Source organism: Streptomyces sp. NPDC043908 (genome assembly GCF_056435525.1).
Map to the genome: position 1 here is coordinate 68,369 of NZ_JBWKEI010000002.1, position 13,113 is coordinate 81,481.

The 13,113-nt window shown below is 72.2% G+C and carries 8 protein-coding genes; 1 reads left to right on the forward strand and 7 read right to left on the reverse strand.

The genetic code is table 11. The features are described 5' to 3' along the window. Positions 1-74 precede the first annotated feature (74 nt). On the reverse strand, positions 75-1,487 hold the full coding sequence (gene proS, locus AC069K_RS04640) for a proline--tRNA ligase (RefSeq protein WP_478612108.1): 1,413 nt from the start codon (positions 1,485-1,487) through the stop codon (positions 75-77). Positions 1,488-1,652: 165 nt separating this feature from the next. Between proS and AC069K_RS04645 the strand changes: the two genes are divergently transcribed. Then, entirely contained in the window at positions 1,653-2,486 is an 834-nt protein-coding gene (locus AC069K_RS04645; protein ID WP_365107092.1) for a methyltransferase domain-containing protein, read from the forward strand. A gap of 13 nt (positions 2,487-2,499) precedes the next feature. Here AC069K_RS04645 and ftsH read toward each other — a convergent pair whose 3' ends face one another. The 6 genes from ftsH to nsdA form a co-directional block, all read right to left on the reverse strand. Next, the gene (gene ftsH / locus AC069K_RS04650) at positions 2,500-4,416 is read right to left on the reverse strand and encodes an ATP-dependent zinc metalloprotease FtsH (RefSeq protein ID WP_478612110.1); all 1,917 of its coding nucleotides are present in this window, start codon (positions 4,414-4,416) and stop codon (positions 2,500-2,502) included. 188 nt (positions 4,417-4,604) lie between these two features. Continuing rightward, positions 4,605-6,146 (reverse strand): signal recognition particle protein, encoded by a 1,542-nt coding sequence (ffh, locus tag AC069K_RS04655; protein ID WP_365107087.1) that lies wholly within the window; start codon positions 6,144-6,146, stop codon positions 4,605-4,607. 686 nt (positions 6,147-6,832) lie between these two features. Beyond that, positions 6,833-9,280, reverse strand: a complete 2,448-nt coding sequence (locus AC069K_RS04660) for a [protein-PII] uridylyltransferase (RefSeq protein WP_478612113.1) — start codon at positions 9,278-9,280, stop codon at positions 6,833-6,835. Between the two features lie 37 nt (positions 9,281-9,317). Then, positions 9,318-9,656, reverse strand: a complete 339-nt coding sequence (locus tag AC069K_RS04665; RefSeq protein WP_004924863.1) for a P-II family nitrogen regulator — start codon at positions 9,654-9,656, stop codon at positions 9,318-9,320. Beyond that, complete coding sequence (locus tag AC069K_RS04670; protein WP_478612115.1) at positions 9,653-10,996, reverse strand: ammonium transporter; 1,344 nt, start codon at positions 10,994-10,996, stop codon at positions 9,653-9,655. Before AC069K_RS04670 ends, AC069K_RS04665 begins: the two co-directional genes overlap by 4 nt. 335 nt (positions 10,997-11,331) lie before the next feature. Next, complete coding sequence (nsdA, locus tag AC069K_RS04675) at positions 11,332-12,807, reverse strand: transcriptional repressor NsdA (RefSeq protein ID WP_358833522.1); 1,476 nt, start codon at positions 12,805-12,807, stop codon at positions 11,332-11,334. Between the last annotated feature and the right edge of the window lie 306 nt (positions 12,808-13,113).

The window sequence follows — 13,113 nt, forward strand, 5'->3', positions numbered from 1 at the left end:
CACGCGCCGGGATTCCAGGATCCGGCCGGTACGCAAGAGGCGTTTTCGGCCGACCGGAACAGGCCGCGGGCCGCTCAGTAGGAGCGGGCGACGATGGCGACGGTACCGGGTGCGTCGTCGGTCTCGGGGACCGACCCGTCCTCGGTGACCAGACACCGTACGGACACGGCCTGTTCGGCGAGCTTGGCCTCGCCCGCGGCGCCGAGCGTGGCCCAGGGGATGCGCGCCCAGCCGCCCGCGGTGGCCGCCTCGGCGGCCTCTTCGAGGGTGGTCACGTCGCTGGTGCGGGACTCGCGGCGCTCGCGGGACTCGCGCAGCAGCTGCGCCTGGTCCTCCTCCAGCACCTTGGGCAGCAGTTCGCCGAGCGCGTCGAGGGAGACGGGCTCCTTGCCGCCGGGGATGCGGCGGGCGAGCATCGCGGTGCCGGCCTCCAGGTCGCGCGGACCGACCTCGACGCGTACGGGCACGCCCTTGAGCTCCCAGTCGACCGCGCGGCGGCCGAAGGGGGTGTCCACGCGGTCGTCGACCTGGACGCGGATGCCGAGCGCCTTGAGGCGGGCGCCGATCTCGCGGACCTTGGTGACGGCCTCGTCGCCCTTGATCGCCATGACGACGACCTGGACGTGCGCGAGGCGCGGCGGCACCCGCAGGCCGTTGTCGTCGCCGTGCGACATGATCAGACCGCCGACCATGCGGGTGGAGACGCCCCACGAGGTCTGCCAGACCAGCTCCTGCTTGCCTTCCTTGGAGAGGTACTGGGTGTTGAAGGCCTTGGCGAAGTTGGTGCCGAGCTCGTGGCTGGTGCCCAGCTGGAGGGCCTTGCCGTCGCCCATCATGCCTTCGAGCGTGAGGGTGTTGATGGCGCCGGCGAACCGCTCCTTGGCCGTCTTGCGGCCCAGGACGACGTCGATGCCCAGGACGTTGACCATGAAGTCCGCGTAGACGTCCTTGTGGATGCGCGCCGCGTAGTCGCGGGCGTCCTCGTAGGAGGCGTGTGCGGTGTGGCCCTCCTGCCAGAGGAACTCACTCGTACGGAGGAAGACGCGCGGGCGCATCTCCCAACGGACCACGTTGGCCCACTGGTTGATGAGCAGGGGCAGGTCGCGGTAGCTCTGCACCCACTTGGAGAAGTAGTCGTTGATGATCGTCTCGGAGGTGGGGCGCACCACGACGGGCTCTTCGAGCTCCTTGCCGCCACCGTGCGTGACCACCGCGAGCTCGGGCGCGAAGCCCTCGACGTGCTCAGCCTCGCGAGTCAGGTAAGACTGGGGGATGAACAGCGGGAAGTACGCGTTCTGGGCGCCGGCGTCCTTGATGCGTGCGTCCATCTCCTGCTGCATCCGCTCCCACAGGCCGTAGCCGTACGGTCGGATCACCATGGTGCCGCGCACCGGACCGTTGTCCGCGAGCTCGGCCTTGTTGATCAGATCCTGGTACCAGCGGGGGAAGTCTTCCGCCTGGGGCGTGAGAACGGGTGCCTTTGCCATGGCGCGAATGGTACGGGCCCGGTGGCCCCGAACGTGAATCGCCCTCCCTCTGGACGGGATGGCGGATGCGGAGTTCCCTGGCATACGGGGGGAGTGCGACCGCACGTGCACGGGGGCTTTCCATCAGCGCACAGCTGACCTCTTCTGCGGATTGGGGCGCTTTCCATGACACCTACGCTCGTCCGGCACCAGTCCCCCGCGGCCTCGGCCCCGCCCGCGCAGGCGTATGCCCGCGCGCGCGACTGGGCGGAGATCCAGGAGCGGATGCTGGTACCGCTCTACGAAGCGGTGTACGAGCGGCTGGAGGTGGGAGCCGCCACCCGGCTGCTCGGCCTGGGCTGCGGCTCCGGGCTCGCCCTGTTGATGGCGGCCACGCGCGGCGCGCGCGTGACGGGTGTCGACACCCGGTCGGAGCGGCTCGCGCTGGCGCGTGAGCGGCTGCGCCCGGAGGGGGTGTGGGGCCGTGACGGGGCCCGCCTCCTGGAGGGCGGCCCGGAGGCCGCCGCCGACGCGTCGGCGGCCCGCTACGACCTGGTGACGGCGTTCGAGCCGGTGGGCTGTGCGGCGGGCGACGCGGACGGCCTCGGGCCGGCGCTGGAGGCCGCGGTGGGGCTCGCCGAGCGCGGTGGCACGGTGGTGCTGGCGGGCTGGGGTCCGCCGGAGCGGTGTGCGACCTCGGGCGTGCTGCGGGTGGCGGCCCGGCTCACCGACTCCCCGCGCTGGCGGCCGAGCCTGCGCGACGATCTGGAGGACCTGGCGTCGCGGGCCGGTCTGCGCCCCGACGGGTCGGGGCGGGTGGCGTGCCCCTTCGGCTACGCGGACATCGACAGCGCGGTGCGCGGGCTGCTCTCGACGGGCCTGTTCGACGCGGCGGCCCGGGCCACCGACCAGGTCCAGGTCGAGAAGGAGCTGACGGAGGCGCTGCATCCGCATCTGCGCGCGGACGGCACGGTGTGGATGGCGAACGTGTTCCGCTATCTGATCGCCCGGACGCCCTGAGTCCCCGGGGCGTTCAGAGGTCGGCCCCGGCCGCGCGCGCGATGCCCGCCGCGCGGTAGGCGGCCTCCTCCTCCAGCGTCTCGTTCTTCAGCAGCGCCTCGGCGAGCGCGTCGAGCCGGTGGCGGTGTTCGCGCAGCAGTCGGCACGCCTCGGCGTAGCACTCGTCGACGATCCGGCGCATCTCGGTGGCGATGGCGTCCAGGGTCTCGGGGGCGGCGGCGAGCCCGTACGCCTGCTGGGAGTCGCCGGGCAGGGCGGTGAGGGGGCCGATCTTCTTGCTCATGCCCCACCGGGCGACCATGCCGCGGGCCAGGTTGGTGACCTGTTCGAGGTCGTTCTCGGCGCCGGTGGTGATCACGTCGAAGACGATGTGCTCGGCCGCCATGCCGCCGAGCGCGCCGATGATGCGGCCGCGCAGATAGTCCTCGGTGTACGCGTACCTGTCGGCGTCCGGGGTGGACAGGGTCACGCCGAGCGCCCGTCCCCGGGGCACGATGGTGATCTTGCGGACGGGGTCGGCGCCGGGCTGGAGCATGCCGAGCAGGGCGTGGCCGCTCTCGTGGTAGGCGGTGCGGCGGCGCTCCTCCTCGGGCATCACCAGCGGCCGTTCGGCGCCGAGCTGGACCTTCTCCAGGGCGTCGGAGAGGTCGGACTGGGTGACCTCGCTCTGGCGGCGCTTGACGGCGAGCAGGGCGGCCTCGTTGGCGAGGTTGGCGAGTTCGGCGCCGGTCATGCCGGGGGTGGTGCGGGCCAGCTGGGCGAGGTCCACGTCCCGGGCCATCGGGATCTCCCGGGTGTGGATCTTCAGGATGGACTCGCGGCCACCCCGGTCGGGCGGGCTGACCTGCACGATCCGGTCGAATCTGCCGGGCCGGGTGAGCGCCGGGTCCAGGACGTCGGCCCGGTTGGTGGCGGCGATGACGACGACGCCCTCGGATCCGGAGAAGCCGTCCATCTCGGTGAGGATCTGGTTGAGCGTCTGCTCGCGCTCGTCGTGGCCGCCCATTCCGGCGCCGGCGCTGCGGGCCCGTCCGATGGTGTCGATCTCGTCGATGAAGATGATCGAGGGGGCCACCTTGCGTGCCTCGGCGAACAGTTCGCGTACCCGCGAGGCTCCCACGCCGACGATCATCTCGATGAACTCGGACGCCGACGCGGAGAAGAACGGCACGCCCGCCTCGCCCGCAACGGCCCGCGCGAGCAGGGTCTTGCCGGTGCCGGGCGGGCCCGCGAGCAGGACGCCGCCGGGCATGCGGGCGCCCATCCTGCGGTAGTCGGCGGGGTTCTTGAGGAAGTCCACGACGTCGTTGAGCTCGCCCTCGACCTCGTCGATGCCGGCCACGTCCTCGAACGTGGTCCGTTTGTCCTCGGTCAGCTCGACCGGTTTGGGCGGCGCCTTGCGGCCCAGCATCCCACCGCCCATCCGGGCGCTCATCCGCCGCGCGATGAACAGCCACAGGACGACGAGCAGGAGCATCGGGGCGAGCGAGATCAGCAGGTTGGCCAGGAAGCTGCGGTGCTCGACGACCGGCTGGGCGGTGACGGTGACCTTCTGCTTGGTCAGCTGCGCCCACAGGTCGTCGTCGGCGAAGGTGGGCCGCTGGGTGGTGAACTTCGTGTACGTGTCGCTGCCGCCGGGCACGGTCTGGGAGCTCTTGAGCTGCCCCTGGATGGCGTCGCCCTTGGAGTAGATCTTCTCCACGTTGCCGGCGGCGACCTGCCTGCTGAACTCGGTGTACGACAGGGTCGGCTCGTTGGCCCCGTCGAAGAACGACAGGATCAGATTGGTGATCAGGTAGACGACGAGTGCGGTGAGGACGAGGCCGCCCCAGCCCCCGGGCATCTTCCGCTTCGGCGGGGGCGGCGGGGGCGCGCCCTCGGAGCGCCACGGCTGGTCGGTGCGATCGCGTGGGGGGACGGGACTGGGCACGCTGCTCTCCTCTGGCCGGTACGGCGATTATCGAAGAGCGGGCGGAGCGGGGCATTCCGGGTGGGCCGAAGGGGCCGGGGAACGAGAGAGGGTCCGCTGCGGTACGACAGCGGACCCTCTCTTCCTCACAACTGGCCCTCTTCTTCCTTATAAGGACGTACGCGTCCTCGTCGGGAGGGGCGAGCCGATCAGCCCATGAACTTCTTGAAGGCGTCGGGCAGTTCGAAGTCCTGCGGGACCTGGGCGGCGCCGGGCAGTGCCTGGGGGCCCTGCTCGCGGCGGGCGGCGGCGGCCTCTTCCTCGGCCTTGCGCTTCAGCGGGTTGCCGCTCTTGCGCTTGCCCTTGGCCTGCTTCTGCTGCTTCTTCTGGCGGCCGGGTCCGCCACCCATGCCCGGGATGCCGGGCATACCGGGCATGCCGCCGCCCTGGGCCATCCGCGACATCATCTTGCGGGCCTCGAAGAACCGCTCGACGAGGTTCTTGACCGCGCTGACCTCCACACCGGAGCCCTTGGCGATACGGGCGCGGCGGGAGCCGTTGAGGATGGTCGGGTCGTGGCGCTCGGCCGGGGTCATCGACTTGATGATCGCGGCGGTGCGGTCCACGTCGCGCTCGTCGATGTTGTTGATCTGGTCCTTGATCTGCCCCATGCCGGGCAGCATGCCGAGCAGCTTGGAGATGGAGCCCATCTTGCGGACCTGCTCCATCTGCGCCAGGAAGTCGTCGAGCGTGAAGTCCTGGCCCTTCTTCGACGCCAGCTTGGAGGCCATCTTCTCGGCCTCTTCTTGGCTGAACGTCTTCTCCGCCTGCTCGATCAGGGTGAGCAGGTCACCCATGTCGAGGATGCGCGACGCCATGCGGTCCGGGTGGAACGCGTCGAAGTCGTCGAGCTTCTCGCCGTTGGAGGCGAACATGATCTGCTTGCCGGTGACGTGCGCGATGGAGAGCGCGGCGCCGCCGCGGGCGTCGCCGTCGAGCTTGGAGAGCACCACGCCGTCGAAGCCGACGCCGTCGCGGAAGGCCTCGGCGGTGTTGACCGCGTCCTGGCCGATCATGGCGTCGACGACGAAGAGGATCTCGTCGGGCTTGACGGCGTCGCGGATGTCCGCGGCCTGCCGCATCATCTCCTGGTCGATGCCGAGGCGGCCGGCGGTGTCGACGACGACCACGTCGTACTGCTTCGACCGGGCGTACTCGATGGAGTCCTGGGCGACCTTGACCGGGTCGCCGACGCCGTTGCCGGGCTCCGGCGCGTAGACGGCGACGCCCGCGCGCTCGGCGACGACGGAGAGCTGGTTGACGGCGTTCGGCCGCTGGAGGTCGCAGGCGACGAGCAGGGGCGCGTGGCCCTGGCCCTTCAGCCAGTGGCCGAGCTTTCCGGCGAGCGTCGTCTTACCGGCGCCCTGGAGGCCGGCGAGCATGATGACCGTCGGGGCGGTCTTGGCGAACCGCAGTCGGCGGGTCTCACCACCGAGGATGGTGATGAGCTCCTCGTTGACGATCTTGACGACCTGCTGGGCGGGGTTGAGCGCCTGGGAGACCTCGGCGCCGGACGCGCGCTCCTTGACCTGCTTGATGAAGGCGCGGACGACGGGCAGGGCGACGTCGGCCTCGAGCAGGGCGATACGGATCTCGCGAGCCGTGGCGTCGATGTCCGCCTCGGACAGGCGGCCCTTGCCCCGGAGGTTCTTGAATGTCGCGCTGAGGCGGTCGGAGAGGGTGTCGAACACGGTGGTCGCGGATCCTCGGCTCGTAGGGCGGTCGGGTGAACGCCCCCCAGGGTATCCCGGGAGAGGTTTTCCCCACCCCGCCCCGTTCCCTTAACCCTCCGGGGGCGGGGGTGCGGCGGGCCGCCTTTTGCCCGCGGGCGGGCGCGCGCCTTTTGGGCCCGGTCTTCGTCCGCGGGCCGTCTTGGGTTGCTCGCGCAGTTCCCCGCGCCCCTTCAGGGCCCGGTTGTCGTCCGCAGGACGTCTTGGGTTGCTCGCGCAGTTCCCCGCGCCCCTTGAGGGCAGGGCCCGGTCTTCGTCTGTGGGACGCCCTGGGGTGCTCAGGGCTCGGTTGTCGTCTGCGGGTCGTCTTGGGCTGGGCGCGCAGTTCCCCGCGCCCCTTGGGTACTTGCGGCCGCTGTAGCCCGGAGCCTCGGGCGGGAGCGATTCAGCCCCTCCGGCGTTTGAGGAGCGGGGCCCGGGGCGGAGCCCCGCAGCGGGGGCGGGGGCACAGCCACGGCAGGGGCCCCACCCCGAGGGCCGGAGGCGGAGCCCCGCAGCGGGGTGCAGGGGCCGCAGGCCCCGCGTTGGGGGGGCAGGGGCGGAGCCTCATAGCGGGTTCGGGGCGGAGCCCCGGGGCGGGGTGCAGGGGAGGACGGCCTTGTCCCCCGCTCGCCCCCGGAGGGTTTAGGGAAGGGGCGGGGTGGGGGCTAGTCCCCCCGGGGGGCCAGGGCGCGTTCCACCCCCCGGGCCACCCCCGCCGCCACCCCCACCCCCAGCGGCTCCCCTCCCCCGTCCGTCACATAGAACGCGTCCACCGCGTTCCCCCCCAGCGTCGAGACGTGCGCGCTCCGCACCCGTACCCCCGCACGGTCCAGTTCGCGGCCGATCCGGTGCAGCAGGCCCGGCGCGTCCTGGGCGCGGACCTCGATCACCGTGGCCAGGCGGGACGCCGCCGGGGCGACGGTGACGCGGGGCGGGGGCACGGCCGGGCCCCGGCGGCGGGCCGCCTCGCGTTCGGCGAGGCGGGCCGGGAGGTCCAGGGAGCCGTCGAGGGCGCGGACCAGGTCGGCGCGGAGCCGGGCCGCCTGCGGGAGCGAGCCGTATTCGGCCGCCACCCGCCAGTCCAGGAGGAGAATCTCCCCGGCCAGGGGGTCCGGCAGCCCGATCGCCCTCAGCTCCGCCGTCCGTACGGTCAGCCGGTGCATCGCCAGGACGCCCGCCACCGCCGGCAGCACCCCGGGCTGGTCCGGGAGGGCGATCAGCAGCTCGACGCCGAGCGGCTCGCGGGCGCTGTCGTCGGCCGGCGCCTCCGGGTGGGCGCGCAGCGCGAGGACCGGCCCGCGCGTGCGGTGCGCCTCCATCGCGAGCCGCTCCTGCTCGGCCGTGGCCAGGGGCGGCTCGGGGTCCACCGGCTCGCCCGCCAGCACCGCCCCCGCCCGCTTCACCAGCTCCGCCACCAGCGACCCGCGCCAGGCGGACCAGGCCGCGGGGCCCGTGGCGAGGGCGTCCGCCTCGGTGAGCGCGTGCAGGAGTTCGAGGGTGGAGGCCGTCCCGACCGCCTCGGCCACCGCCCGTACCGTCGCGGGGTCGTCCAGGTCGCGTCGGGTCGCGGTCTCGACGAGCAGCAGATGGTGGCGTACGAGCGTGGCGACCACGGCCACGTCGTCCTTGTCGAAGCCGATCCGGGCGGCCACGTCGCGCGCGATGACCTCGCCCGCCACGCTGTGGTCGCCCGGCCAGCCCTTGCCGATGTCGTGGAGCAGGGCCGCGACGAGCAGCAGGTCGGGGCGGTGGACGCGGCGGGTGAGCGAGGAGGCGCGTACGGCCGTCTCCACCAGGTGGCGGTCGACGGTCCAGGTGTGCACGGCGTTGCGCTGCGGACGGCAGCGCACCCGCTCCCAGTCGGGCAGCAGCCGGGTGATCAGGCCCTCGGCCTCCAGCGCCTCCCAGACGGGCACGGTGGACTCGCCCGCGCCCAGCAGCGTCACCAGTTCCTCGCGGGCCTCGGCGGGCCAGGGCACGGGCAGCGGCCGGACGGCGGCGGCGAGCCGGCGGACCGCGTGCAGGGAGAGCGGCAGCCCGGAGCGGGCGGCGGCCGCGGCGGCCCGCAGCGGCAGGACCGGGTCGCGTTCGGGTTTCGCGGCGAGCGCGAGCACCACCTCGCCGTCCTGCTCGACCACGCCTTCGGCGAGCGGGGTCCGCTCGGGGGCGGCCGTGCGTCCCCCCAGCAGGCTCCGCAGCCGGGGCCGGGCCGAGCGGGCGCGCAGGACCCGCCCGACCTCGCGCCAGGTGACGTCACTGGCGTACGCGATGGTCCGCGCGGCCTCGTACACCTGCCGCAGCAGTACGTCCGCGTCCAGCACGCCGAGCGCCTCGGCGACGGCGTCCTGTTCCTGGAGGGCGAGGCGGTCGGTGGCGCGGCCGGTGACCAGGTGGAGGGCGTCGCGGACGTCCAGGAGGCGCCGGCGGGCCTCGTCCAGGCCCTCGCGGGGCGCGTCCGCGAGCCAGGACGCGGCGACGGCGCGCAGGGCGGTGGCGTCCCGCAGCCCGCCGCGCGCCTCCTTGAGGTCGGGTTCGAGGAGGAACGGCAACTCGCCCTGGCGTTCGGCCCGTTCACGGCAGAGCGCGTCGAGTTCGGGGAGCCGTTTGGGGGCGAGGTTGCGCCAGTCGGCGAGGACGGTGGTGCGCAGGGAGGCCGTGAGGCTCTGCTCACCTGCCAGGTGGCGGGCGTCCAGGAGGCCGAGGTGCACCTTGAGGTCGGCGCCGGCGGCTCTGCGCGCCTCGGCGGGGGTGCGCACGGAGTGGTCGAGGGCCAGGCCCAGGTCCCACACCGGGTACCAGAGGCCGTCGGCGAGCGCGGAGACGGCGCCGGCGCTCGCGCTGCCGTCGTGGACGAGCACCAGGTCGAGGTCGCTGCGGGGCGACAGCTCGCCGCGTCCGTAGCCGCCGACGGCCACCAGGGCGGCGCCGCGCACCCCGGCCGCGCGGGCGGCTCCGGTGAAGAGCTGGGCCAGCCAGTCGTCGGTGAGTGCGGCCAGGGCGGCACGGCGCGGCGGCCCGGACCGCGCCTCCTGCTGGAGGAGGCGCAGCCGGGCCGCCGCGTAGCCGCCGGATCCGGAGTCCTCTGTGTCTGTGCTGACGTCCGCGCTCGTCACCCGGCAGCTCCTGTCCGTACCGAATCGGGGGGCCACGTCACAGGGCGTCGGGGCCACGTTCGCCGGTGCGGACCCTGACCGCCGTCTCCACGGGGACGCTCCACACCTTGCCGTCGCCGATCTTCCCGGTCCTGGCGGCCTTGACCACGACGTCGATCAGCTGCTCGGCGTCGTCGTCCTCGACCAGCACCTCGATACGGATCTTGGGGACGAGGTCGACGGTGTACTCGGCGCCGCGGTAGACCTCGGTGTGGCCGCGCTGGCGCCCGTATCCGCTGGCCTCGGTGACCGTGAGGCCGTGGACCCCGAAGGCCTGGAGGGCTTCCTTGATCTCGTCCAGGCGATGCGGCTTGACGACCGCGGTGATCAGCTTCATGCGTCCACCTTCTTGTTCTGCGCTGCCTTCTCGCCGGGGGCCGGGGCGTGCGAGCGGACGGCGGTGCCGCCGCCGGCGCCGCTGAAGTCGTACGCCGTCTCGGCGTGCTCGACCTGGTCGATGCCCGAGACCTCGTCGTCCTCGGCGACCCGCATCCCCATCGTCCTGTCGAGCAGGAAGGCGAGGGCCGCGGAGACGACGAGCGAGTAGCCGAGGACCGCGCCGACGCCGATGGCCTGCTTGCCGAGCTGGTCGAGGCCGCCGCCGTAGAAGAGGCCCTTGGCGTCGGACTGTACGCCGCCGGTGGCGAAGAGGCCGACGAGGAGGGAGCCGGCGATGCCGCCGACCATGTGGACGCCGACGACGTCGAGGGAGTCGTCGTAGCCGAAGCGGTACTTGAGGCCGACGGCCATGGCGCACAGCACACCGGCGATGGCGCCGACCGCGATCGCGCCGAGCGGGCTGACGCAGCCGCCGGAGGGGGTGATGGCGACGAGGCCCGCGACCGCGCCGGAGGCGGCGCCGAGGGTGGTGCAGGAGCCGTGGCGGAGCTTCTCGTAGCCGAGCCAGGCGAGCATGGCGGCGGCGGTGGCGACCTGGGTGTTGACGAACATCACGGCGCCCACGCCGTCGTCGTTGCCGAGCCAGGAGCCGGCGTTGAAGCCGAACCAGCCGAACCACAGCAGCCCGGCTCCGAGCATGACGAGCGGCAGGCTGTGCGGCCGCATCGGGTCCTTCTTGAAGCCGACGCGCTTGCCGATGACGAGGATGACGCCGAGGGCCGCGGCTCCGGCGTTGATGTGCACGGCGGTGCCGCCCGCGAAGTCGATGACGCCCTTCTTGAAGAGCCAGCCGTCGGAGGCCCACACCCAGTGCGCGACCGGGAAGTAGACGGCCGTGACCCACAGGGTGATGAACAGCGCCCAGGCGCTGAATTTGACGCGGTCGGCGAGCGCGCCGCTGATCAGCGCGGGGGTGATGACGGCGAACATCAGCTGGAAGACCGCGAAGACGTAGACCGGGACGGTGTAGCCGGGCCACAGCTGGACGATGCCGATGCCGCTGAGCCCGAGGTAGTCCCTGGACCAGCCGATGAAGCCGTTGGACTCGCCGAAGCTGAGGCTGAAGCCGTACAGCACCCACAGGATCGTGACGATCCCGAGGCTGATGAAGCTCATCATCAGCATGTTGAGTGTGCTCTTGACGCGGACCATGCCTCCGTAGAAGAAGGCCAGGCCGGGGGTCATGAGCATCACCAGCGCTGAGCAGATCAGCATGAATCCGGTGTTGGCGCTGGACAGCTGAGGCGTGTCGGCTGCGAGCGTGATGCCTGGGGGCATCGGCGTCTCCTCGTCGTCGGTACGGCGGCCCGTGCGGGGGCGAACGAGTGGCTGCGAAGGGGTGGGCCGTTATGCGCCATGAGGTTGGCGCAGCGCGGTTTCCGCCGATGCCGCTCGATGTTTCGCCGCCGTGACGAAGAGGTCGGGCGTGTTACGCGGGTATGAACTGCCGGATCATCGCCCCAGGAGGGCCGGTCGCCGTCCCCGTGCACGCTCACGGGTGACCGGCCGCGACGTCTCCCGGTTGACCTGGCGGGGGGAGCCGAGTCGGAGTGTGCCGGGGTGGGCGTCGCGGCCGGCGTTCTGTATGCCGCCGTGGCGGCGCCCCGGGGCGGTCAGACGGCCTCGGCGGTCTCGGGGAGCTCCTGGCCGAGGAGGTCGGTGAACTGGATGACCTCGGCCACGTCCCCGAAGTCCCGCACGGCGGTGTCGACGGTCTTGCGCAGCCGGGTGTTGACCCGCTCGGAGCGGACCGTCTTGGCGATCTTCAATGCCTCTCCGGCCAGCACGGTGGACTGCTCGGGCTCGCGCTTGAGGAGGTGGACGGTGGCCATGCCGATGAGGTTCAGCGCGTACGACCGCTGGTGGATCTCGTCCTTGCCGAAGAGCTCGACCGCGCGCTCCATGACGGGCTCGGCGAGCGTCGCGTACGTGGGGCTGCGGCCGGCCACGTAGGCGAGGTCGCGGAAGGAGTGGGCGTTCTCGCCGTTGAGCTCGGCCTCGGAGAAGAACTGGATCCAGTCGGGCTCCGGCTCGCCATCGAGCCCGGCGTCACCGAAGGTGTCCTCGGACATCCGGACGGCCCGCTTGCACTTGCTGGGCTGGCCCATGTTCGCGTACGCGCGCGCCTCCATCGCATACAGCATCGCCTGGGTGCGGGGGGTGGCGCAGTCACGGCTGCCGTACTGCGCGAGGTGGATGAGTTCCAGGGCGTCGTCGGGGCGGCCGAGGTGGATCATCTGGCGGCTCATCGAGGACAGGATGTACGACCCGAGGGGCTTGTCGCCGCACTCCTTGGCGGCGTGCAGGGCGAGCACGAAGTACTTCTGGGCGGTGGGCTGGAGGCCCACGTCGTAGCTCATCCACCCGGCGAGTTCCGCGAGTTCGGCCGCGACCCGGAAGAGTCGGCGGGCGGTGGCCTCGGGCTGGGGCTCCTGGAGGAGGTCGGTGACCTCGTGGAGCTGGCCGACGACGGCCTTGCGGCGCAGTCCGCCGCCGCACTGGGCGTCCCACTGGCGGAACATCTCCGTGGTGGTCTCCAGCAGGTCGAGCTCGGGCGGGGAGAGCCGGGAGGGGCGCCGGGCGTTGGCGGGGGTCTCCACGTTGATGGACTCGCCGGGCGGCGCGGGGACCAGCCAGCGCTGCATGGGCTCGATGAGGGCGGGGCCGGCCGACAGCATCAGGGAGGTGCCGAGGAAGCCGCGGCGGGCCAGCATCAGGTCGCTGCGCGAGTACTCGCTGAGCAGGGAGACGGTCTGGGGGCCGGCCCAGGGCAGGTCGACGCCGGAGACGGACGGGGACTGGTGTGCGGTGCGCAACCCGAGGTCCTCCACCGCCACGACGCTGCCGAACCGCTCGGAGAACAGCTCGGAGAGGATGCGCGGGATGGGCTCGCGCGGCATCTCGCCGTCGAGCCAGCGGCGGACCCGGGAGGTGTCCGTGCTGATGTGGTGCGCGCCGAGCTGGCGCGCCCGCCGGTTGACCTGGCGCGCCAGCTCGCCCTTCGACCAGCCGCTCCGCACGAACCACGAACTCAGCTGTTCGTTGGGGCGCTTGCCGGCGCTCGTACCGCTAGCCCCACTGCCGCTCACTGGAACGCCCCCATTCGGCTAAAGCCCTGCGCGTCTTCTCTGCCACGCGAACCCCTATCAGAATGCCGCGAGTTCATGCTTCCTGTCCGCAGGACGCGACCCTCCGGACGGTACAGCTCCTTGCCTTTGGCATACCCGCGAGCGCGTGCGTTTCCAGGGTTCGTGTACTGAAAGTAATCCTACGATCACCCGTCTGGCGAGGGCGATTCCACAAACGCCACCATTCGCCACCCCTTCGAATGAACTCCCTCACCGCCGTGCGCGATTCACTTGACACAGGTCGACACGGAGTCGGTGGAACGGTGC

Bases quoted from the DNA above. Each gene is read 5' to 3' on its own strand.
- proS (WP_478612108.1), bottom strand. From the start codon at position 1,487: ATGGCAAAGGCACCCGTTCTCACGCCCCAGGCGGAAGACTTCCCCCGC.
- AC069K_RS04645 (WP_365107092.1), top strand. From the start codon at position 1,653: ATGACACCTACGCTCGTCCGGCACCAGTCCCCCGCGGCCTCGGCCCCG.
- AC069K_RS04665 (WP_004924863.1), bottom strand. From the start codon at position 9,656: ATGAAGCTGATCACCGCGGTCGTCAAGCCGCATCGCCTGGACGAGATC.
- AC069K_RS04670 (WP_478612115.1), bottom strand. From the start codon at position 10,996: ATGCCCCCAGGCATCACGCTCGCAGCCGACACGCCTCAGCTGTCCAGC.